This is a genomic window from Candidatus Acetatifactor stercoripullorum (assembly GCF_944382095.1).
In the GTDB taxonomy this organism is placed as follows: Bacteria; Bacillota; Clostridia; order Lachnospirales; family Lachnospiraceae; genus Acetatifactor; species Acetatifactor stercoripullorum.
The window spans coordinates 87,089-109,465 of record NZ_CALWMU010000001.1; the positions used below are offsets into that span (position 1 = coordinate 87,089).

A 22,377-nucleotide genomic window follows, 5' to 3' on the forward strand; every position below is an offset into this window, starting at 1 on the left:
ATATGGATTCTTATCGGGTGCTGTTAGAGGGCGGAGAAGGAGAGATCGTAGAGAAGAAGTCAAGGTTTATTGCCACTGTCAGAAGCTGCGGGACGGAGGAGGAGGCAGTGCGTTTTATCGAAGAGATGAAGAAGAAGTATTGGGATGCGTCCCACAACTGTTCGGCCTTTGTCATTGGAAAAAGAGGGGAGCTCACCCGCTGCAGCGATGATGGAGAACCCTCGGGCACGGCCGGAAGGCCCATGCTGGAGGTGCTCCTGGGAGAAGAGATCCGTAACATCGTGGTGGTGGTGACCCGATATTTTGGCGGAACCCTTTTGGGAACCGGGGGGCTTGTGCGGGCCTACACCCAGGCGGTAAAGGAGGGACTGTGCCACTGTAAAATAGGAGTTATGCGGCATGGGTATGAGATACGCATTTCAACGGACTACAATGGGATTGGCAGGATACTTTATCTTCTGGGGCAGAGAGGCATAGAACCTGTGGAGAGCAGCTATGGTGAGGAGGCCACCCTGCTGCTGCACATACCTGCCGGTGAGGTGGAGCGCTTAAGCCGGGATGTGGCAGAGGCTGTCTGCGGCAGAGCACAATTTGAAAAAGGAAAAGAGATTTATTACATTGACAAAGAATCTGATGATAGATAAAATGGAATAGGCGTAAGGAAAAAAGGACATTTTGAAAGGTGGTGGTTTTTTTATGAGTAGTCACATATGCGGTACAGATAACCCTCTCCCCCGAAGTTACAGGGACATAAAAAAATCATCAAAGGAGAAATGTCATGGAAAGAATCAAGGAGCTGAAGGAGCTGCTTGCGCTTTTGCGTACAAAGCAGTATACGAAACTGCGCCAGTATCTTGCTGAGCTGAATGATGCGGATATTGCGGCTCTCATGGAGGAAATGGAAGAGGAGGATATGCTGAAAATCTTCCGCATTCTTCCAAAAGACCTGGCGGCGGATGTATTTTCTTATCTGGATGTGGATAATCAGCACATGATCATTACATCCTTAAGCGATAAGGAAGCGGCCAACATTATCAACAATCTGATGTCGGACGATGCGGTGGACCTTTTGGAGGAGATGCCTGCCAATGTGGTGAAAAAGCTGCTGGCAAACGCAAGTCCCGATACCCGCAGGGATATCAATCACCTGCTGCGTTATCCTGAGGATTCCGCAGGAAGCATCATGACCGTGGAGTACGTGGACCTGAAGGAGAACCTCACCGTAGATCAGGCCATTGAACGAATCCGGAAGGTTGGGCTGGACAGCGAGACCATAGATATCTGTTATGTGCTGGATGCACAGCGCAGGCTGGTGGGGACTGTGGCGCTGCGCTACCTGCTGCTAAGCGACGGAGATGAGATCATCGGCGATATTATGCACGAAAACGTGATTTCCGTAAACACGCTGATGGATCAGGAGGAAGTGGCAAAGCAGTTTAAAAAATATGATTTTACGGCCATGCCGGTGGTGGACAATGAGAACCGCCTGGTGGGAATTATCACCGTGGATGATATTGTGGATATCATGGAGGAAGAAACCACCGAGGACATGGAAAAAATGGCGGCGATCGTGCCCAGCGATAAGCCTTATATGAAAACCACAGTTTGGGAGACCTATAAAAAAAGGATTCCCTGGCTTTTGCTTTTGATGGTGTCCGCTACCTTTACCGGCGCCATTATCACCTCCTTTGAGGATGCGCTGAGTGTGTATGCGGTGCTTACGGCGTTTATTCCCATGCTGATGGATACCGGAGGCAATGCGGGAGGCCAGGCCAGCGTGACGGTGATCCGCGGTCTGTCTCTGGGAGAAATTGAGTACAGGGATGTGCCCAGAGTGCTGTGGAAGGAGGTCCGGGTGGCCATCTGCTGCGGCATAAGCCTTGCGGCCGCCAATTTTTTAAAGCTGATGCTGTTTGACAGAGTGGGCTTTTTGGTGGCCATGGTGGTGAGTGTTACCATTATTGCCGCTGTGCTGATGGCCATGCTGATTGGCTGTCTTTTGCCGGTAGGAGCCAAACGGCTGGGATTCGATCCTGCCGTAATGGCAAGCCCTTTTATTACAACCATTGTGGATGCCTTGTCGCTGCTGGTATATTTCCAGGTGGCAACGATGATTTTGGGAATATAAAATTAAGATGCGCCGGACCAAAAGGTCTGGCGCATCCTTGCAGAAAGGATGAATATATATGGAACAGAAGGAAGAAAACAAGCTTGGAGTCATGCCGGTGGGGAAGCTTTTGGTTTCTCTGGCGCTGCCTTCTATTGCGGCACAGATTGTAAATCTCCTTTATAATCTGGTGGACCGCATTTACATTGGGCATATTCCCGGAACCGGAGCGCTGGCCCTGACAGGACTTGGGGTGACTCTGCCGGTGATTACCTTGATTGCCGCCTTTGCGGCTCTGATCGGCTTCGGCGGTGCGCCCAGAGCTTCCATCGCCATGGGTAAGGGAGATTATAAGGAGGCTGAGAAAATCCTTGGAAACTGTGTATTCACCCTCTGTATCTTTGCTCTTGTGCTGACGGCGGTGTTTTATGTGTATGCAGAGCCGATTCTGTATGCCTTCGGAGCCAGCGGCGATACCATAGGGTATGCTGTGGATTATATGCGCATTTATGTGCTTGGCACGCTGTTTGTGCAGATTACCACAGGACTCAACGCATTTATCACAGGCCAGGGCTTTGCCTCCACTGGTATGAAAACCGTTTTAATCGGCGCTGGACTGAATCTGGTTTTGGACCCTGTATTTATCTTTGGGCTTGGAATGGGGGTACAGGGAGCCGCCCTGGCTACCATTCTGTCCCAGGCGGTGTCCGCAGTCTGGGTGCTGTGCTTTTTATCAGGCAAAAAGACGACCCTGCGCATCCGTGCCGTGAACCTGCGTTTTTCTTTGAAAATCATGGGACCGGTGCTGGCCCTTGGCGTATCGCCCTTTATCATGCAGGCCACGGAAAGCCTTTTGTCCGTGTGCTTTAACACCTCTTTGCAGAAATACGGCGGGGATGTGGCGGTGGGAGCCATGACCATCCTTTCCAGTGTGATGCAGGCCTCCATGCTGCCCTTGCAGGGAATGACCCAGGGAATGCAGCCCATAGCCAGCTTTAATTATGGGGCGGGCAAGCTGAACCGGGTAAGAAAGGTATTCCTTCTCACCCTGGGAAGCTGTCTTGCCTATTCCTTCCTTCTGTGGGCCATCGCAATGCTCTTCCCCCAGGGATTGGCAAGAATCTTTACCACGGATCAGGAAACCATACAGTACACCCAGTGGGCTATGCGTATTTACATGGCTGTGGCCTGCATTTTCGGGGCCCAGATTGCCTGCCAGCAGACCTTTGTGGCGCTGGGAAAGGCGGTGCACTCCCTGTTTTTGGCGGTGCTTAGAAAGGTAATCCTTCTCATTCCCATGATTTACATTCTGCCTAACTTTTTTGAGGACAAGGTGTTCGCCGTATTTCTGGCGGAGCCGGTGTCTGATCTGCTGGCCGTGTGCACAACTGTGACCCTGTTCTTTGCCACAGCCTGGAAGCTGATGAACCCAAAGAAACAATAGGTCTGTTTCCTTTTCAGGCAAGGAAGTCAAACTGGGACAGATATAAATGGTAGTATTCTCCTCTCTGGGCCAGGAGTTCCTCGTGGGTTCCCCTTTCTAAAATGCCGCCCCGGTCCACATACAGAATGCAGTCCGCATTTTTAATGGTGGAAAGTCTGTGGGCGATAATAAAAGAGGTACGCCCTTTTAACAGTTCATTTAGCCCCTTCTGCAAGAGCAGCTCCGTTTCGGTGTCAATGCTGGATGTGGCCTCATCCAAAATCAGGATTCTGGGGTCCGCCAGCAAAGCTCTTGCAAAGGAGATCAGCTGTCTTTGTCCTGCGGACAGACGGCTTCCCCTCTCATTCACTTCCGTATAATATCCGTTTTCCATCTGAGAGATAAATTCATGGGCACAGACAGTTTTAGCAGCCTTGATTACCTGTTCGTCCGTGGCCTCTCTGTTGCCGTAGCGGATATTTTCCATAATTGTTCCCGCAAAGATAAAGCTGTCCTGCATCATAATGCCCATCTGGGTGCGCAGGGAGCGGATGGTCACACCGGAGATATCTATTCCGTCAATGAGGATGCGTCCACAGTCCACGTTGTAAAACCGGCTGATGAGATTTACAATGGTGGATTTTCCTGCGCCGGTAGGTCCTACAATGGCGTAGGTCTCGCCCTTCCCGGCCGTAAAATTGATATGATCTAAAATGCGGCAGCCTTTCTCGTAGCTGAAGCACACATCCTGAAATTCTACGGTGCCCGCAATAGGCGGCATGGGCACCGCATCAGGAGCGTCCCGCACCAAAACGGGCTCGTCGATGGTCTCAAAAATCCGCTCCAGATAGGAAATGGCCGTCAGCAGAGAGTTGTAAAAGCTTGCCAGGGTGTTGATGGGCGTCCAGAATCTGCTGATGTAGGCGGTGAACAAGATTAAGGTGCCTACGGTCAGTGTTGCGTCCGGAGCCAAAATCCAGCGTATGCCAAGCACATAGATGAAAGAGGTGGTGATGGCGGAAATGATATCCACGCTGGGCCCCATGGTAAAGTTAAACATCACCGCCCGCATCCAGGCCTTGCGGTAGCCATAGCTGAGCCGGTTGAAAATATCGGTGTTCTCATGCTCCCGCACAAAGGACTGGGTGACGCGGATTCCGTTGATGCTCTCTGCAATATAGGCGTTTAAGTTGCTCTGCTTGTTGGACTGAATCTGCCACGCAAGGCGCTGCTTTCTCTTGATAAAAAGAATAATCAGAGTCAGCAGGGGCAGTCCGCACAGACACACAAGAGCCAGCCTTGCGTCGCACAAAAACATAAAAATCAGGATGAAAAAAAGGTTGCATAGATCCGTGATGGTATTTATGATACCGTTGCTCAAAAGATCGCTTAAGCTGTTTACATAGTTTACCACCCGGACCTGAATTTTGCCGTGGGGCCTGTCATCGTAGTAGGAAAAGGGAAGCTTTTGAAGATGACAGAAAATATCGCTGCGGAGGGCATGGATAATATTCTGGCCGATCGTGCTCATGGTTTTTATCTTAACGCGCAGGCTTACCGCAGAGTAGAGAGCCACAAAAAAAGTCAGCACACTCATCAAAACAATGCCGCGCATGTTTTTCTGGGGAATGTAAACATCCATGATCCTCTGAAAAAAGATAGGTATCACCATGGTGAGGGCCGAAGAGGTAAGCATCAGCGCAAGCACGCCGGCCATTTTTTTCCGATAGGGTGAAACATAGCCTGCCAGTCTTTTCAGCTGGCCCGCGTCAAAGCTGTCCTCTAAAATTTCGTCCATATCATATCTGTTTCTGGCCATAATCAGTTTCCTCCCTTTTGTGTGTTGTTTTTTTCTTCCTGGAGAAGATCATAAGGAATTTCCCCGTATTGATTGTGGAAGGCCTTGGCATAATAGCCGCCCCTTGCCACAAGCTGGTCATGGGTTCCCTTTTCTATGATCCGGCCGTTGTCCATCACCAGAATCAGGTCGGCATCCTTAATGGAGGAGATGCGGTAAGCAATCACAAATACGGTGCAGTCGGAGTCCTCTTGAATGGTTTTGAGCTGTCTTTGTATGTAGCTTTCCGTCTCCATATCCACTGCGGAGGTAGTGTCGTCCAAAATTAAAATAGAAGGGTTCTTAAGCAAGGCTCTTGCCAGGGAAATCCTCTGCTTTTGTCCGCCGGAAAGGCCCACGCCGCGCTCCCCTACAATGGTATCGTACCCCTGGGGCAGCGCTGAGATAAAGTGGTTGGCATCCGCCATAATGGCAGCTTTTTTTACCTCTGCAAAGCTGCAGTCCGGTCTGCCGTAAGCGATATTTCCTTCAATGGTGTCGGAGAAGAGGAACACATCCTGCATGGCCATGCCGATATTGTCCCTTAAATTGTAAAGGTCCATCTGCCTTACATTTTTGCCGTCGATGAGCACTTCTCCCGAGGTGGTGTCGTAAAAACGGCAGAGCAGATTCATCAGGGTGGATTTGCCTGCCCCGGTGGAACCGATAATGCCTACCGTCTCTCCGGCCTTCACCTTGAAATTGATATCCATAACGATGTCCTCGTCGTCCGCCCGGTAGGAAACATTCCGAAACTCCACATCTCCCCGCAGCCTTTTGTGGATTCCGCCCCGGACGGGAGTGGTCACAGAGGGTTCCTCGCTGTAGGTGGCGTATATTTTCTCCACGGAGGTGATGAAATTTTGAATGTCGTTGATCCACCAGCCGGCCATACGCAGAGGCGTATTTAACATCCACAGATAACCATTTACCTTTACCAGGTCTCCCAGGGTGATCTCCTCCTGAATCACCATGTATCCTCCGTAAACCATCAAAATGATGGTGAGAAAATAGGAGAGAATTTCAAAAACAGGCACATATTTCATCCAGATCCGGGAAGCCTTAATCTGGGCGTCCCGAAATTTGTCATTTTCCTTTTCGAATTTTTGGATTTCGTAATCCTCCTTTGCAAAGGCCCGCACTACCCGGTTGCCGCTGATATTTTCCTGCACAAAGGCGTTTAAGGAGGAGAAGCAGGCGCGGTTTCTCTGGAAGGCAGGCTTCACCTCCTTTGACTGCTTAAAGGCGGCTGCTGCGGTAAAGGGAAGCACAAGCAGCATGCACAGTGCAAGCTTTACGTTTACCGTAAACACCATCAAAAGAGCGAAGGCAAAAAGCAGGACATTTTGATATACCACATAGATCACATAGGCCACAAAATGCCGGATAGCGTCCATATCCCCGGTCTGGCGGCTCATGAGATCGCCGGTACGCTTCTTATTATAGAAAGCAAAATCCTCCTGCAAAAGCTTGCGGTATACCTTATCCCGCATGTCATAGAGCGTTCCCTGGGAAGCCGTCTCAAACACCACCTGGTAAAAGAAGCGCAGCACGCCGTTTACAATAGTGACGCCTAAGAGACAGCAGATCAGTCCGGGCAGGAGGCTGTAATTTCCGGCCGAAACCACGTCGTCCACAATCACGCCGGATAGGTAAGGGTTTACAATGGACAGCGCCGCAATGACGGTGGTCATAAGGATGCCTAAAAGCATCAGCCCCCGGTATTTTTTGAGAAAGGAATAAAACCATTTCATGGGTGTCATAGGATGCACCTCCCTGTAATTGATACCTTCATTTTATGAAAGGCGCTTAAAAAGAAAATGGAGTATCTTGCAACAAAGATGTATGATTTTGTAAAAATACGTTTTACTTTTTGGCTGCAAAAAGGTAGAATACAAATATACGGGGACAGAAGAAATACGGAGGCGGAAGGAGAAATGACAGCGCAGAAAAAAGACATCGTGATTGAAGAAATGAACCCCACCTTTTTGTTTACCTGGAAGGGAACCAGAAACAAGGGAGACGACCAATATCACAGCCATGATTTTCCTGAGCTGGCCTTTGTGCTGTCCGGCAGCGGAAAATACCGGATAGAGGGAAGGCTTTATTCTGTCGGGGAGGGGGATGTTTTGATTTTGAATCCGGGCGTCAGGCACCAGGCCCTTTTGGATGGGGAAAGCGCGCTTCCCACCACGGAATTTTTCGTGGGCTTTTCCGACATTCAGATCAAGGATATGCCGCGGAATTACTTTCCTGCGCCGGAGGGGGAATATATCATTCACACCACTGGGGAGCTTCGCCAGAAGCTGTTTCGGATCTGCGCCTCCATGGAGGCGGAAAATGCGGTGTGCCGTCAGGGAAGATACTTTATGTTGAAATCCTATCTGGTGCAGATGCTGCTTTTGGTGATCAGGGAGCAGTGCACTCCCGTGGAGGCACCGGGGGGATATGCCTTTGAATCTGTGAATAAGAAATATGTGGTAGAGCAGATCATCAATTATTTTGATGATCACTACAATGAAAAAATTTCCCTGGATCACATTGCGGAAAATATGTATTTAAGTCCCTTTTATATTTCCAAGATTTTTAAAAGCGAGACAGGGGACACCCCCATCCGCCATTTGATCAATATCCGGCTGGAAAAGGCAAGGGAGCTTCTGGAGGCGGGAGAAAGCGCCAGCATTCAGGAGGTGGCCGCTTCCGTGGGCTATGAGGACGCTTACCACTTCAGCAAGCTGTTTAAAAAGCGTTACGGCATCTCTCCCTCCAAGGCGAAGAGAATAAGTAAGTAATTGCGGATATTGATACTTTTTTGACGGTATGTTTTTTTTTCAGTACTTGTACAAAAGAGGTTTTCAAGGATTGTAGAATTTGCTACAATGGAAAAACAAGGCGTGTGCAAGATGGCACGGGAAGGTAATGGATGCACAGGCATCGGATTGGAGGCAGCATGAGATATTTTTTTGAATCTAAAATTGAAAAAAAAGAAAAGGGATATATGATTCAGATTCCCTTTAATGTGTGGGAGGTATGCAAGCAGCGGGACGTGATCAAGGGAGATGTGGTTCTGGACAATAAAATCATTGACTGCGAACTGCTTCCCAAGGAAAAGGGTAATTATGAGATTCACATAGAGGATGAGGATGCGGTAAGCGTGGAGCTGGGCGTGCCCCACAAAATACTGCTTCATGTAAACGGCTCCCTGATCCGCATGGATCAGAACAGTCCCTACAGCTTTGACCATCCCATACGCAAGATTGACAGCATGCAGGTGATCATCCAGCCTGAGGACGGTCTTTGCGGTCAGGCCTGCGTAGCCATGCTGGCTGGCGTTACCATAGCCGAGGTAATCAGTGTAATGGACTGCAGAGAGTGGCAGGCAACCATGGGCCGCGTGATTTCTGCACTGAATTATTATGGAATTGATCACAATGACATCATTGTGTACACCGAGGGCAAGGATGCAGTGCTGCCTAAGTGCTGCATTATGATGGAAAAAATGGGACGCTTCTGCCATTACCTGGTACACTACGATGGCAAATATTATGATTCTAATCTGGGAGTGCTTGAGGAATACGATATGAGCAAGCTGCTGGGATATCTGGAAATTAAGTGCTGATTTTGAAAGAGAATGCCGTCCGCGGGAAACTGCGGGCGGCCTTTTGGCTAAAAAGAGTAGAAACAAAAAAGAAAAAAAGTATTAAATCTGATTTACAGGGACAAAATAAGAAAACAAAAGAATAAGAGAGTATAATAAAGAAAAAAAGAGATAAATGATTTACAATCGGTCAGAATACGTTTGCAAAGACATACATATAAAATTAATATATGGTTTAGTGATTAGCACTCAAAACTAATGAGTGCTAACAAATGAAAATGGCAGTATCAAAAGGAGGCAATTATAATGAAGCTAGTACCTTTAGGTGACAGAGTGGTATTAAAACAATTAGAAGCAGAGGAGATGACCCAGTCCGGCATTGTGCTTCCCGGACAGAGCAAGGAAAAACCCCAGCAGGCTGAGGTGATTGCAGTAGGTCCCGGCGGCGTTGTAGACGGCAAGGAAGTAAAAATGGAAGTAAAGACAGGCGATCAGGTCATTTATTCCAAATATGCAGGAAATGAAGTTAAGCTTGGCGAAGAAGAATATATTATCGTCAGACAAAGTGATATTCTGGCAATCGTAAATAATTGACCAAAATTGACGAAAGCCTGCGGTGCCGCAGGCGGTATGACGGGCACTTGAAAATAAAGAATAAAAACATGGAGGCGTATTGAAATGGCAAAGGAAATAAAATACGGTGCGGAAGCACGTAAGGCATTGGAGTCCGGCGTAAACCAGCTGGCTGACACTGTAAGGGTGACTCTTGGACCTAAGGGAAGAAATGTAGTTTTGGACAAATCCTTCGGCTCACCCCTGATTACCAATGACGGTGTTACCATCGCAAAGGAGATCGAGCTTTCTGACGCATTTGAGAATATGGGAGCGCAGCTTGTAAAAGAGGTTGCCACCAAGACCAATGATGTGGCAGGAGACGGTACCACAACGGCAACGGTTCTGGCACAGGCTATGGTAAACGCAGGCATGAAGAATCTGGCTGCAGGCGCAAATCCCATTATCTTAAGAAAAGGTATGAAGAAGGCTACCGAATGCGCGGTTGAGGCCATTGCCAAGATGAGCCAGAAGGTGGACGGCAAGAATCACATTGCAAGAGTAGCTGCAATCTCTGCAGGAGACGACGAGGTAGGACAGCTGGTGGCTGACGCAATGGAGAAGGTAAGCGGAGACGGCGTAATCACCATCGAGGAGTCCAAGACCATGCAGACCGAGCTGGATCTGGTGGAAGGCATGCAGTTTGACAGAGGCTATATTTCCGCATACATGGCTACGGATATGGATAAGATGGAGGCTGTTTTAGATAATCCTTATATCCTCATCACCGATAAGAAGATTTCCAATATTCAGGAGATTCTGCCTCTGCTTGAGCAGATCGTGCAGTCTGGCGCGAAGCTGCTTATCATTGCAGAGGATGTAGAGGGCGAGGCACTGACCACACTGATCGTCAACAAGCTGCGCGGAACCTTCAATGTAGTTGCAGTTAAGGCGCCTGGTTATGGCGACAGAAGAAAGGCAATGCTTGAGGATATCGCAATTTTGACTGGCGGCAAGGTGATCAGCTCCGAGCTTGGTTATGAGCTGAAGGACACCACCATGGATATGCTGGGCCGTGCAAAATCCGTAAAGGTTCAGAAGGAAAATACTGTGATCGTAGACGGCGAGGGTGAAAAATCTGCCATTCAGTCAAGAATTGCACAGATTAAGAATCAGATCGAGGAGACTACCTCTGACTTTGATAGAGAAAAGCTTCAGGAGAGACTGGCGAAGCTGGCAGGCGGCGTTGCAGTGATTCGTGTGGGCGCGGCTACGGAAACCGAGATGAAGGAGGCAAAGCTTCGTCTGGAGGATGCCCTGGCAGCAACCAGAGCAGCAGTGGAGGAAGGTATTATCTGCGGCGGCGGTTCTGCATATATTCACGCTTCCAAAGAGGTTGAGAAGCTTGCGGCTACCCTGGAAGGTGACGAAAAGACAGGCGCAGGTATTGTGCTGAAGGCCCTGGAGGCACCTCTGTATCATATCGTAGCAAACGCAGGCCTGGAAGGCAGCGTGATTATCAACAGAGTAAAGGAGTCCGAGGCAGGCGTAGGATTTGACGCCCTGAAGGAAGAGTATGTGGATATGGTGAAGGCAGGTATTCTGGATCCCGCAAAGGTTACCAGAAGTGCACTGCAGAATGCAACCAGTGTTGCGAGCACACTGCTGACCACAGAGAGCGTTGTAGCAAATATCAAGGAGGAAACTCCCGCAATGCCCGCCGGGGCAGGCGGAATGGGCGGCATGATGTAAGCCGTTTCCTCAAAAAATAGCGCGATGCGCCAAGAGCGTGCTGCATGGGGAGAAAGCTCCCCGTGGGGCACGCTTTTTTGCTTGCGGAAAATGGGGACAATAATTGGCATAAAGATGCGCCGTTTTGACACGACAGGACAAAGATGTGGAGCTAAAATAAAACTGAAATATGCGGCATCGAAAAATGGTGCAGGAAAGAGGTTGAAATGAGCGAAAAAAGAAGGTATCACAATCCGGTGCAGAGGGGCTTTTTCCCAGACCCTTCCGTAATCAGGGTGGGCGATGATTATTACATGGTAAACTCCAGCTTTCAGTATTTTCCCGCAATTCCCATCTCTCATTCCAGAGATATGGTGCACTGGCATATTATCGGCCATGCCATAACCAATCCGGAATGGCTGGATATCAGCGATATTAAGGATTCCCATGGAATTTGGGCGCCTGATATAGAATATGTGGACGGGAAATTTTATATTTACGCCACGCTGCGTCTCAATGCGGACGGAAAAAGAGAGAATAATGTAATGCGCAGACAGCTGGTGATGGTGTCTGACAGACCGGAAGGGCCTTACAGCAAGCCGGTTTGTCTTGAGGTGGATGATATTGATCCTTCTTTGTTTGTGGACGATGACGGCAGCAAATATATGATCATAGCCAAAGCAGCCCAGGCGGTGCCTTTAAGTGAGGATGGCCTTAAGGTGACGGGACCGGCCCGTACTGCATGGGAGGGCACAGGGGAGCGCTGCTCGGAAGGCCCCCATATTATGAAAAAGGATGGCTGGTATTACGCCATTGTTGCGGAAGGAGGCACAGGCTATGGCCATGGCATCAATGTGGGAAGAAGCAGAGAACTGTTCGGCTCCTATGAATGCTCCCCGTATAATCCTGTGATGCGCCAGAAGGACCCTAAGGCGCCCATACAAAGGGCGGGACACGGCAAGCTTGTCCAGGATCAAAACGGGAAATGGTGGTGCTATTATCTTTGCGGGCGGCCAAACTCAGGCAACTATACCACTGTGGGAAGAGAGTCTGCAATGGATCCGGTACAGTGGACGAAAGATGGATGGTTTACCATAAATGAGGGGAAAGGCCCCAGCACAGAGCAGGAGGCGCCGGATCTGCCGGAGTGTGTGTTTGAGAGAAATCTGTTTGATGACTTTAACGATACAAAGCTGAATCTGGAATGGGAATTTGTGAGAAACCCTGACAACGGCTCATGGTCTTTGACAGAGAGGCCGGGATGGTTTCGGATTTGGACCAGGGACGGACAGCTCAACGAAATCCGGGCGAAAAACACGCTGCTGCGCAGAGAGCAGGAGCTTTCCTATGAGGCGGAAACCAAGGTGGAGTTTTATCCCGATAAAAACGGGGAGCAGGCGGGGCTGACCTGCTATTACAGCACGGCTACCTATGCAAGGTGTGCGGTCTGCTATGAGGAGGGACGAAAGATACAGCTTGTGATCAACCGAAATCACGGGGAAGAGCTTGTGGCTGAGATCGAGGATGTGCAGGAGGGCCCGGTGTTCTTAAAGGTAGTGGTGGAAAAGCTTACCAGAACCTTCTACTACAGCTATGACGGAAAGGAATGGATGCAGGTAGGAATGCTGGAAAACTGCATTTACCTGTGCGACGAGGGAGTGCCGGACGACCCTAAGCGCCATACCGGAACCCTGGTTGGAATTTACGCAAACAACGGCGGCTGCGGCAGCAGAAAGCCGGCGGATTTTGACTATTTCAGATATAACGACTGAGATCGATGATTGAGAATCGATGACTGCGCATTCTTTGGGGGCAGAGAGGAAGGTCCTATGGAAGAGCAAAAGCGAAAATGGAATTTTGTGACCTACGGAACCAGTGTGGACACAAGGCATAACGGGTACAGCGGCAGCATAGAGGAAGAAAATCTGTCCCTTTGGTGTCTGGGGGGCAAGGGCAAGCTGGTTCCCGCCTCCACGGACGGACTTGCCTTTTATTACACGGTGATTGACCCTGAACAGGAAAACTTTACCCTTTGTGCCGATGTGCTTGTGGAAAGCTGGACCTTTTCCAATGGCCAGGATGGCTTCGGGCTGATGGCCTGTGACAGCATTGGGGAAAACGGGGATGAAAAGAGCTTTTGGAACAATTCCTATATGGCGGCGGTGACGAGAAATGTGTACTGCTATGACAGGGAGAAAAACAAGGTCTCTGATGGGGGAGACCGGTATGTGATGAACCTGGGCGTCTGCGCTATAGAAAAGAAGGGCGTTACGCCGGACCTGCTTGCCTGTGGCCAGCCGCTTAAGGGCTTTGTCTCCCGCTCCTATCCCCTGGAAACTGCAGCGGCCCGAAGGGGCCTTCCTCCCGGAACCTATAACCTGGTGGGAGGCTATACCAATGAGGATGGCGTGCTGAATGATATGGAACAGCTTACGGCTTTTCACCTGGAAATAAAAAGAGACAACAATGGCTACAGACTAAGCTACAGGGATGCCCAGGGGACAGAGACGGCAAAGGTCTTTTACCGGGAGAATGACACCGACGAATTGACCAGACTGGACAATGGCAGGATTTACGTTGGCTTCTTTGCTGCCAGAAATGCCAAAATAGCGGTGCGGAAGGTGGAGCTTACAACCATTTCTCCCAAGGAGGATGAAAAACCCTGCCCGCCGCCTATCTCTTATATCACGCCGGATTTCCGGGTTTTGTCTGCAGATGTGGCCAACAGGAAGGCGTATCGTTTGATCTGCAGCAGCAGCGGGGACGGTCTTTTGGACGTGTGGGATGAGCAAAGCAAAGAAGCACTGGCGGGCAAAGTGGAGGTAAAGGCGAAGGTTAAGTGCAGTGTAACCATTTCCCTGAAAGAGGGGCAAAACTGTTTTGACCTGTGCTTTACGCCGGACCCGGAGTATAAGCCTTCCGCCTATGAGCGGTTTGACTCCTGTGAGCCCAGACACATTTCCTTTTCTGTGCACTGCCATACGGAGACGGGAGGGGCAAAAACAGTTTATGTGGGACCCTGTGGAGCTCCTGAGGGGGCGGGAACCCGGCTGGACCCGCTGGATATTTACAGCGCCGTGCGGCAGGCCCTGCCGGGACAGAAGCTTTTTTTGCTGGGAGGACGCTACCCTCTGGACGCGCCCCTTTTGATTCCCCTTGGCATGGACGGAGAGCCTGGAAATCCCATTGTGCTCCAAGCGGCTCCGGGAGAAAAGGAGCGGCCGGTGCTTGATTTTGGCGGCAGGGCGGAGGGAATGGCGGTGAGAGGCCATCACTGGCAGTTCAAGGGCTTTGACGTGACCCGCTCCAAGAATGGCGCAAACGGGATACGCCTGTGCGGAAGCTTCCATCTGGTGGAGGATGTGCGGGTTTATGAAAATGGCAATACGGGACTGCAGATCAGCCGTTATCTGGAGCAGGATACCAGGGAAGAGTGGCCTTGCTGCAATCATATCTTAAATTGTACCTCCTACCTGAATGCGGACGGAGGCTATACGGACTCGGACGGCTTTGCGGCTAAAATTACCACAGGGCCCGGCAATGTATTCGAGGGCTGTATTTCAGCCTACAATGCGGACGATGGCTTTGATTTGTTCGCCAAGGTGGAGACGGGCCCTATCGGTGCAGTGACCATAAAAAACTGCATCGCCTTTAAAAACGGCTATGTGCTGGATAAGAATGGCAGGGAGCGCCATGTGGGGCTGGGAAACGGGTTTAAGCTGGGAGGCTCCAGCCTTGCAGGAGGTCATGTGCTGAAGGACTGTATTGCCTTTGCCAATGGAGAAAAGGGAATCGACTCCAACAGCTGTCCTGATGTAAGGATTGAAAACTCCATTGCCTATAACAACGAATCCCATAATGTGGCGCTGTTTACCACAGATGCTTCGGACACAGATTTTTACGCCGGGAATATCCTTTCTTTTAAGGATAACAATACAGTGCCGGACAAGCTGGAGGGAAGAGGGAGCCAGAGACCGGAAAAGATTTTTGGAGCGTCCAATTTTTACTTTGACGGAGAAAAAAGCGTCAATGCCAAGGGAGAGACGGCCCAAACATCCGGGTTTGCTTCCCTGGATGTGGAGATGGCGATTCATGGCGGAATCCGCAGAAATGAGGACGGCAGCATTGACCGGGGCGGTTTTCTGGAATGGAGGGACAGATGACCTCAAGATAGAAAAGGGGAAAAAGAATACTGGAGATGTAAGTGCTTACGAAAGACCATATTTTTAAGAGAAAGGCTTTCTGCTGTATTTCACGGCAGAGAGCCTTTCTCTACAAAAAAATGTCGATAGAAATCGATGACATCGTGATATTAAATAAAAAATGTACAATTATTTTGTGAAAAACAGAAAATATTGTTCAATTTCACAACATGAAATTGAAAAAATGGGAAAAGAGTGGTAGTATTGTTTTATTCTTGTTATGTAAGCATTTACATTGAAAACTTGTGAGAGAAGGTATAAAGGAGGTAATGAGTTGAAAATGGTAACACGAGGGAGAAAGGGGAAACGAATTACGGCATGGCTGCTGGCTGCTGTCATGGCGTTATCGGCAGCGGGGGTGATGCCCGCACCTCTTGTACAGGCCCGGACAGTTTCATCAGGTGATGCTGTGCCCATGACGGTATCGGGGAATGGGGGAGGCCGAAGCGGCGGCACCTATGAATTTAATGCGGCAGAGCTGACGGCTGCTGCGGATAAGGAGACAATTGCGGCGGGAACTGCCTTTGCATCAGGCTATATCACCACCTTTGGAGAATTGACAAAACGAACCTCCGGAGAAAAAGTGAAATCTGTGGAGGTTGGAAAATCTGCAGGCAGCGGATTTTCCTTTACCGTATCGGGAAAGGCGGAAGTGTCCTTTACCGCCAGCAGCACTGGCGGCAGCAATACTTCCCGGGTGGGTATTTTGAATGGCACAGGTGAGCTGGTGGCGGATAAAAGCGGTAAAACCTACACGGATATTACGGGAACCAGTGCTCAGGAAGTGACCTATACCCTTTCGGCGGGCACCTACCGGATTGTATCACCGGAATCGGAATATAACAGAGGGGCTCGGATTTACACGATCTCCATTACGGACAGCCCTGTGCTTCCTCCTGGAACCACCCTTACGGGCAGTATCCGGGTTTCGGACAGTGCTAATCTGCTGGGAGATACCAACCGGGTACAGCTGGTGCCGGAGAATGGACAGGCGATTACACTGCAGAAAGGGGACAACACAGTATCCCTGAATCCGGCCACGAAATATAACATAAGCTTTACCACGCCCAATGAGAAAATCCGGGCCCTTTCGGAGGGGAAGGATTCTATCCAGACAGGGGCTGAAAACATCAGCACGGAGATTATTGTATCCTCGGCGGTGGTAAAACCTGTGGTGAAGCTTGCGGAGGGCCTTTCTCTGGCTCAGGGTGCAAGCCTTATGCTGGACAAAAAGGGTGCGGGAAACCAGGACGTCCTGACGGAAGGAAACCAGGTGGAGCTGATTATAGGACAGACCTATGAGGTTTCAACGGATATGGAGGATACGCAGGCCCAGGTGAATGGCAAAACGGAATTTACTGCCTGGGAGGGTATGACTGAACTGGAAATTACATTGGTGAAAACTAAAAAAGAAGTGGCTGTAACAGTGGAGGACCCGGAGGGGCTTTTGGGCAGCGCAGAGGTTAAGCTGGAAAACAGCAAGGATGCTTCGGAGGTACATACGCTGCAGAACGGAACTTCCGTGAAGCTGAATCTGGATGCCATCTATCAGCTTTCCTGCACCACAGCGGATGTGGAGGCTTCTGTAAATGGATCGAAGCTTGTGCAGGTGACGGAGGCTTTGGACAGCATTGCGGTAAAGATTTCCAAAAAGGATGAAAATTATCATGAGATTGATCTTTCACAGGGGCTGAAGGCAGGAACTGCCTATGAAGGGGGCATTTCCGTTCTGGAGGATATGACCTATAAGGCAGACGATCAAAATATTGGGGGCAGTCTTTATCTTGGCTATGTGGCGGGAGGAAATAATCCAAAGACAAACGGCAGCAGCGCCAAGGGAACGGTGCCTGACAGCGGTTCTGTGCTGCTTCTTACGGCACAAAAGGATGGAACCCTGCGGGTGGCAGTGAAAATCAATGCGAGAAAGACCGTATATCTGGTGGAGTCCAAAACTGGTGAGGTACAGTCTTATGCCAATACGGGAGGCTCCTCTGAATTTAAGCTGATGAGCTATCAGGTACAGGCGGGAGGCACTTATTATTTCTACGGGGATGGCACGAAGATTCCCATGTACGGCATCACAGTGGATTACAGGGAACCGGAGGATTGGAGCAAAATTGCGGCGCCGATGCTGGGAACGCCTGTAGTGGACGCAGGGGAGGGAACCATAACTGTACCCTTTACAGCGCAGATCGGAGGCATTTATGCAGACTTTCTGGAAGTGCAGATGCTTTTAAATGGAGAAGTGGTGGATACGGTTTCCTATGGGGCTGCCGCTTCTGAGGGAACGGTTACCTTTAAGCCGTCGGCAAGCGGGACCTATACCTTTAAAGCATTTTTAAAGAGAAGCGGGGAGACGGACAAGGAAAGCAATGTGACACAAGGTGTTGCTTTTGTGCTTCCCATGCAGGAGCCTGAGATTATCAATGTGGAAAATCTGGGACAGGGAACCGTGAAATTCAGCTGGAAAGAAGTTCCGGAGGCGGAAAGCTATCGTGTGTATGTAGACGGCGTGCTTAAGGAGACAGAGACTGTTTCCTTCAGCCGCATCAGCAATCTTACGGTTGGACAGGAATATGAATTTGGCGTGGAGGCTGTCAGAGGAAGCGATGTATCCCCACGGGCCCTTATCAGACAGACCGTGACTGCAGAAGCAGTGAAAACATGGACCTATGCGGCCTTTGGCTCCGGCGTTGACGCTCAGGAAAAGGGAAATAACGGTTACAGCGGCTCCATAGAGGGAAATGATCTCTGTGTTTACAGCATGAACGGCAAAGGAAAGCTGGTTCCTGCATCTACCGACGGACTGGCATTTTACTATACCGTGATTGATCCTGAGACAGAAAACTTTACCTTATCGGCAGACGTGGTGGTGGATCAGTGGACCTATTCCAACGGTCAGGAAGGCTTCGGCTTGATGGCGGCAGATTCGGTGGGAACGGACGGAGACGCCTCTACCTTCTGGAATAACTCCTACATGGCCAGCGTTACAAAGGTAGAATATTACTGGGATGAGGAAGCGGGCAAGGTGTCCGATGCGGGCAGCAAATACACCATGAAGCTGGGAGTGGGCTCTCAGGAGAAAATCGGTGTAACTCCCGAAAATATTGCGGCCGGAAATACCGTGGATTTCTTCAAATCCACCATGACTACTCTGGAAACAACGGCGCCCCAAAGCGGACTGCCTGCTGGGACTTATAATGTGGCGGGAGGCTATACCAACCAGGGCGTTGATATGGGAGACGTCAGCACGCAGAATACTTTCCATCTTACCATTCAGAGAAATAATACGGGCTATTTCTTAAGCTATACGGATGAAAATGGCCAGACCACGACCAATAAATATTATCATGGCGAGGACGGGGACGCGCTGACAAAGCTGGATGCAAACAATATTTATGTAGGCTTTTTTGCCTCCAGAAATGCAAGGGTGAATATCAAAAATGTGCAGCTGACCACCATAAGACCGGAGGACGATGCTCCGGCGGAGGGAAGGCCCATCACCTATGTGACTCCAAGCTATACCATAGAGTCTGCACAGACAGCGAATAAGCCTGAATATGAGATGGTTTATTACGGAAATGCGGACGGTACGCTGACCATTACGAATCAGAACGGAAGTCCGGTGGTTTCTGGACAGCATGTAGATGCAGACACGAAATTCCGTGTAAATACACTGCTGGAAAAAGGAAGCAATGAATTTGAAGTAACGTTTACGCCGGATGCGGATTACAAGCCGTCTGCCTATGAGCGCTTAAGCAGCTATGAGACGGTGAAATTTACCTTTACAGTGGAGTATAAGACCAGCGCTCTTTTGAATCTTTATATCAGTCCAAACGGAAGAGCAGACGCTACGGGAACCAGAGAAAATCCCATGGATATTTATTCTGCAGTGAAAAATGCGGCTCCGGGCCAGAAGCTGATTCTGATGGAGGGAACTTATCTGCTTGACAGCACGGTTACTGTGGACAGAGGAATTGACGGCACGGAAAGCCAGAGAATTTATATGATTGCAGATCCGGAGGGAAGCACAAGACCGGTTCTGGACTTCCAGGGGAAATGTGCAGGTATGGTGCTGGCGGGGGACTATTGGTATTTCCAGGGCTTTGATGTGACCAATTCCGCCAATGGACAAAAGGGCATTCAGGTGTCGGGAAGCCATAATGTGCTGGATAACCTGTATGCTTATAAAAACGGGAACACGGGAATTCAGATCAGCCGCTATAAAGGTACTGATTTGTGGGAGGACTGGCCTTCCGATAACCTGATTCTCAACTGCACCTCTTATCTGAACGCGGATGCGGGATATGAGGATGCGGACGGCTTTGCGGCCAAGCTGACCATTGCCGATGGGAATGTATTTGACGGCTGTATTGCGGCCTACAATGCAGACGACGGCTGGGATTTGTTCGCAAAGGTGGAAAGCGGGCCTATCGGCAAGGTAGTAATCCGCAACAGCGTGGCATTTAAGAACGGATATGTGATGGATGAGAGCGGAAACGAGGTCAATGCCGGAAACGGAAATGGCTTCAAGCTGGGAGGCTCCAGCATTTCGGGCTATCATACTTTGGAAAACAGCATTGCCTTTGCCAATAAGGCAAAGGGAATTGATTCCAACAGCTGCCCGGACGTTCAGGTTTATAACTGTACCTCATATAATAATGAGTCCTACAACGTAGCGCTGTATACCAATGATGCTAAGAATACTGATTTCCTGGCCCAGGGGCTGCTCTCCTTTAAAGATGGCAATACAGTGCCGGAGCAGATTAAGGTAAAGGGAACCCAGGACAGCAATCAGATTTATGGAAGCACAAATTACTATTTTGACGGTGTGAAATCCGCCAATGCGGAAGGCAGACAGGCGGCTGCAGACTGGTTTGTGAGCCTGAATGTGTCTGCTGCCATCCAGGGAGGCATCACCAGAAATGCGGATGGAATCATCAACATGAACGGATTTTTGGAGCTGACGGCTCTTGCACCTTCTGACACTGGAGCCAGATTAGAGGGCACGGCGTCGGGGAATGTGACAGTGACGCCTGACAATAAGCAGGAGCTGGCTGTAGCGGAAGCGGATATTTATTATGGAAACGCTGCCTGAGTCTGTATTGACGAAGGAGGTGAAGGAGGCCACTGGCTGCAGTACGGTAGAGGAGCTTACGGCTTATCTTGTGGAAAAAGTTTCCGGCAGTGAAGCGGGCAGAATTTTAAGCGGTGTTGCTGCTGGGAATGCGGCGGCGCTGGAGGTGAAGGTACGGGTCAGCTTTGATGGCGGAAATACCTGGGAGGATGCAACGGAAGAGAATTTCCCTGCTGCAGGTATAGATATTATTCTTCCCTATCCGGCAGGAACCTCCTCGGCGGCTCATGATTTTGTGGTGGGACACCTGATTACCATGGCATGCAACGGGGCAGTGCCGGGTACCATGGAATACTTCGCACCTGAGGAGACGGAGGCCGGACTGAAAATACATATTATGAGCGCATCGCCCTTTGTGATCGGCTGGAAGGAAGCGGCTGCAGATTCAGGAAATAATGGAAATCAGCAGGGCGGTGACAGCAATACATCAGGCGGTGAAGGGGACAATTCAGGCAATGCCCAATTTGAACAGGTGATTCTGAGCGCCGGGAGAAAATCCCCCAAAACCTTTGACGGTGGCTCGTCCTTGTATCAACAGCAGGACGGCAGGGCCGACATAGAGACTTCGGGCGAGACGGCTGGAGAAGAACAGGAGGAGCAGGAGAAGGTGGATGTGCCTGTCATCTCAGCCACACTGGCGCCTGTAGGCGCTGCAAAAATCCCTTGGCAGCTTGCGCTGGCAGCTGCAGCGCTATGTCTTATGGCAGCAGCCGCAGGGATTTGGAATTACCGCAAAAATAAAGAGGAGTAACAGCAAAAGCTCATACATAAAACTCATACAATTTTTCAGACAGGGCTGCCGCATACACGGCCGCCCTGTCTGACCGTTGCGGTACGTCCGGAGGCGCGCGTCTGCTGTTACAAGGAGTTTAGGGGAATCGCCATGGGAAGAAAGAAAATTGGCTTTGCCGCCCGGCTGACGGCTGCTTTGGCAGTACTTGCTGCGGTCAGCTGTCTGCTTGCCTGGGGCGCGGAGCGCATAAGGGTGCAAAGAGAATATGAAAGCAGGCAGGCAGAGATACTCAGGCAGGCCAGGGATGCGGAACGCCGGGAAAAGGAACGTACCCTTCAGCGGGCGGCAAAGGACGCTCTTGCCAGAGAAGCAGCACAAAACCCATTAGAAGGCAGGACGGAAAACGAAATGCCGGACTGGGATGCGCTGCGGCAGAAAAATCCTGACATTTACGCATGGATATCCATTCCAGAGATCGGGCTGGAGTATCCGGTGCTGCAAAATGAGAGAGACGACTATTATTTGAATCACAATTCTGACGGCGCGGAGGACGCTTCGGGGAGCATCTATTCCAACTCTTGTAACAGAAAGGATTTTTCCGATTTCAATACCATATTGTACGGACATAATATGAAAGACGGGTCCATGTTTGGCAGCCTTTCCAGCATTGGACAGAATCAGCCTGGGGAAAGCGCTATCTATATTTATATAGAAGAAAAAAAACTAAAATACATTGTTTATGCAGTGGTTGAGTTTTCCGATGTATACCTGCCGGATATGTACGGCGTCCGAAGCAGCCAGGGCCTGGAAAGCTTTTTGCATGCTGTGGAAAACAGTCCGTCTTTTTATGGGAGCAAAGAGGCACAAGCCGTGGAAGCAGACAGGATATTAACTCTGTCTACCTGTACTGGGAGGGATGGAAGCAGGCGCTGTCTGGTGGTTGCCGGTCTGGTACAGGAGTATCCCGCAGAAGCCCTTGCATCAGTGCGGCCTTAAAAAAGCATGAAAAAGCTTAAAAAAGCTGTCCAAAAGCTTAAAAAGCTGTCCAAAAGGTGTT

At 49.9% G+C, this 22,377-nt stretch carries 14 protein-coding genes; 12 read left to right on the forward strand and 2 right to left on the reverse strand.

Annotated elements, in window-relative coordinates; translation table 11 throughout:
* The first annotated feature begins 2 nt into the window (after positions 1 to 2).
* The 3 genes from SHK35_RS00440 (at position 3) to SHK35_RS00450 (ending at position 3,551) form a co-directional block, all read left to right on the forward strand.
* Positions 3 to 644 carry a YigZ family protein gene (locus SHK35_RS00440; protein ID WP_318705261.1) on the forward strand — a complete coding sequence of 214 codons (642 nt, stop codon included), beginning with the start codon at positions 3 to 5 and terminating at the stop codon, positions 642 to 644.
* Positions 645 to 778: 134 nt separating this feature from the next.
* Positions 779 to 2,128, forward strand: coding sequence for a magnesium transporter (gene mgtE, locus SHK35_RS00445; RefSeq protein ID WP_318708019.1), 1,350 nt, complete (start codon positions 779 to 781; stop codon positions 2,126 to 2,128).
* Positions 2,129 to 2,186: 58 nt separating this feature from the next.
* Positions 2,187 to 3,551 carry an MATE family efflux transporter gene (locus SHK35_RS00450; RefSeq protein ID WP_318708021.1) on the forward strand — a complete coding sequence of 455 codons (1,365 nt, stop codon included), beginning with the start codon at positions 2,187 to 2,189 and terminating at the stop codon, positions 3,549 to 3,551.
* 13 nt (positions 3,552 to 3,564) lie between these two features.
* Here the strand turns inward: SHK35_RS00450 and SHK35_RS00455 are convergent, their stop codons facing one another.
* Positions 3,565 to 5,349: an ABC transporter ATP-binding protein gene (locus SHK35_RS00455; protein WP_318705264.1), complete on the reverse strand. Its 1,785-nt coding sequence runs from the start codon at positions 5,347 to 5,349 to the stop codon at positions 3,565 to 3,567.
* Between the two features lie 2 nt (positions 5,350 to 5,351).
* Positions 5,352 to 7,130, reverse strand: coding sequence for an ABC transporter ATP-binding protein (locus tag SHK35_RS00460; protein WP_318705265.1), 1,779 nt, complete (start codon positions 7,128 to 7,130; stop codon positions 5,352 to 5,354).
* Positions 7,131 to 7,304: 174 nt separating this feature from the next.
* Between SHK35_RS00460 and SHK35_RS00465 the strand changes: the two genes are divergently transcribed.
* The 9 genes from SHK35_RS00465 to SHK35_RS00505 all read left to right on the forward strand — a co-directional run bounded on the left by SHK35_RS00465 (position 7,305) and on the right by SHK35_RS00505 (position 22,316).
* Positions 7,305 to 8,159: an AraC family transcriptional regulator gene (locus SHK35_RS00465; protein WP_318705266.1), complete on the forward strand. Its 855-nt coding sequence runs from the start codon at positions 7,305 to 7,307 to the stop codon at positions 8,157 to 8,159.
* A gap of 158 nt (positions 8,160 to 8,317) precedes the next feature.
* Positions 8,318 to 8,986, forward strand: coding sequence for a DUF1905 domain-containing protein (locus SHK35_RS00470; RefSeq protein ID WP_318708023.1), 669 nt, complete (start codon positions 8,318 to 8,320; stop codon positions 8,984 to 8,986).
* A 285-nt stretch (positions 8,987 to 9,271) separates the two neighbouring features.
* Complete coding sequence (locus SHK35_RS00475) at positions 9,272 to 9,559, forward strand: co-chaperone GroES (RefSeq protein WP_318708025.1); 288 nt, start codon at positions 9,272 to 9,274, stop codon at positions 9,557 to 9,559.
* Between the two features lie 84 nt (positions 9,560 to 9,643).
* The gene (groL, locus tag SHK35_RS00480) at positions 9,644 to 11,269 is read left to right on the forward strand and encodes a chaperonin GroEL (RefSeq protein WP_318705269.1); all 1,626 of its coding nucleotides are present in this window, start codon (positions 9,644 to 9,646) and stop codon (positions 11,267 to 11,269) included.
* Between the two features lie 206 nt (positions 11,270 to 11,475).
* Positions 11,476 to 13,020 carry a glycoside hydrolase family 43 protein gene (locus tag SHK35_RS00485; protein ID WP_318708026.1) on the forward strand — a complete coding sequence of 515 codons (1,545 nt, stop codon included), beginning with the start codon at positions 11,476 to 11,478 and terminating at the stop codon, positions 13,018 to 13,020.
* Positions 13,021 to 13,077: 57 nt separating this feature from the next.
* On the forward strand, positions 13,078 to 15,411 hold the full coding sequence (locus tag SHK35_RS00490; protein WP_318708027.1) for a right-handed parallel beta-helix repeat-containing protein: 2,334 nt from the start codon (positions 13,078 to 13,080) through the stop codon (positions 15,409 to 15,411).
* A gap of 319 nt (positions 15,412 to 15,730) precedes the next feature.
* The gene (locus SHK35_RS00495; protein WP_318708029.1) at positions 15,731 to 20,548 is read left to right on the forward strand and encodes a right-handed parallel beta-helix repeat-containing protein; all 4,818 of its coding nucleotides are present in this window, start codon (positions 15,731 to 15,733) and stop codon (positions 20,546 to 20,548) included.
* Entirely contained in the window at positions 20,532 to 21,338 is an 807-nt protein-coding gene (locus SHK35_RS00500; protein ID WP_318708030.1) for a hypothetical protein, read from the forward strand. The genes SHK35_RS00495 and SHK35_RS00500 overlap by 17 nt, the downstream gene beginning before the upstream one ends.
* Before the next feature lie 132 nt (positions 21,339 to 21,470).
* Positions 21,471 to 22,316, forward strand: a complete 846-nt coding sequence (locus SHK35_RS00505) for a class B sortase (protein ID WP_318708031.1) — start codon at positions 21,471 to 21,473, stop codon at positions 22,314 to 22,316.
* Positions 22,317 to 22,377: the final 61 nt, after the last annotated feature.

Bases quoted from the DNA above. Each gene is read 5' to 3' on its own strand.
- groL (WP_318705269.1), top strand. From the start codon at position 9,644: ATGGCAAAGGAAATAAAATACGGTGCGGAAGCACGTAAGGCATTGGAG.
- mgtE (WP_318708019.1), top strand. From the start codon at position 779: ATGGAAAGAATCAAGGAGCTGAAGGAGCTGCTTGCGCTTTTGCGTACA.
- SHK35_RS00485 (WP_318708026.1), top strand. From the start codon at position 11,476: ATGAGCGAAAAAAGAAGGTATCACAATCCGGTGCAGAGGGGCTTTTTC.
- SHK35_RS00465 (WP_318705266.1), top strand. From the start codon at position 7,305: ATGACAGCGCAGAAAAAAGACATCGTGATTGAAGAAATGAACCCCACC.
- SHK35_RS00460 (WP_318705265.1), bottom strand. From the start codon at position 7,130: ATGACACCCATGAAATGGTTTTATTCCTTTCTCAAAAAATACCGGGGG.
- SHK35_RS00475 (WP_318708025.1), top strand. From the start codon at position 9,272: ATGAAGCTAGTACCTTTAGGTGACAGAGTGGTATTAAAACAATTAGAA.
- SHK35_RS00490 (WP_318708027.1), top strand. From the start codon at position 13,078: ATGGAAGAGCAAAAGCGAAAATGGAATTTTGTGACCTACGGAACCAGT.
- SHK35_RS00470 (WP_318708023.1), top strand. From the start codon at position 8,318: ATGAGATATTTTTTTGAATCTAAAATTGAAAAAAAAGAAAAGGGATAT.
- SHK35_RS00505 (WP_318708031.1), top strand. From the start codon at position 21,471: ATGGGAAGAAAGAAAATTGGCTTTGCCGCCCGGCTGACGGCTGCTTTG.
- SHK35_RS00440 (WP_318705261.1), top strand. From the start codon at position 3: ATGGATTCTTATCGGGTGCTGTTAGAGGGCGGAGAAGGAGAGATCGTA.
- SHK35_RS00450 (WP_318708021.1), top strand. From the start codon at position 2,187: ATGGAACAGAAGGAAGAAAACAAGCTTGGAGTCATGCCGGTGGGGAAG.
- SHK35_RS00455 (WP_318705264.1), bottom strand. From the start codon at position 5,349: ATGGCCAGAAACAGATATGATATGGACGAAATTTTAGAGGACAGCTTT.
- SHK35_RS00495 (WP_318708029.1), top strand. From the start codon at position 15,731: ATGGTAACACGAGGGAGAAAGGGGAAACGAATTACGGCATGGCTGCTG.
- SHK35_RS00500 (WP_318708030.1), top strand. From the start codon at position 20,532: ATGGAAACGCTGCCTGAGTCTGTATTGACGAAGGAGGTGAAGGAGGCC.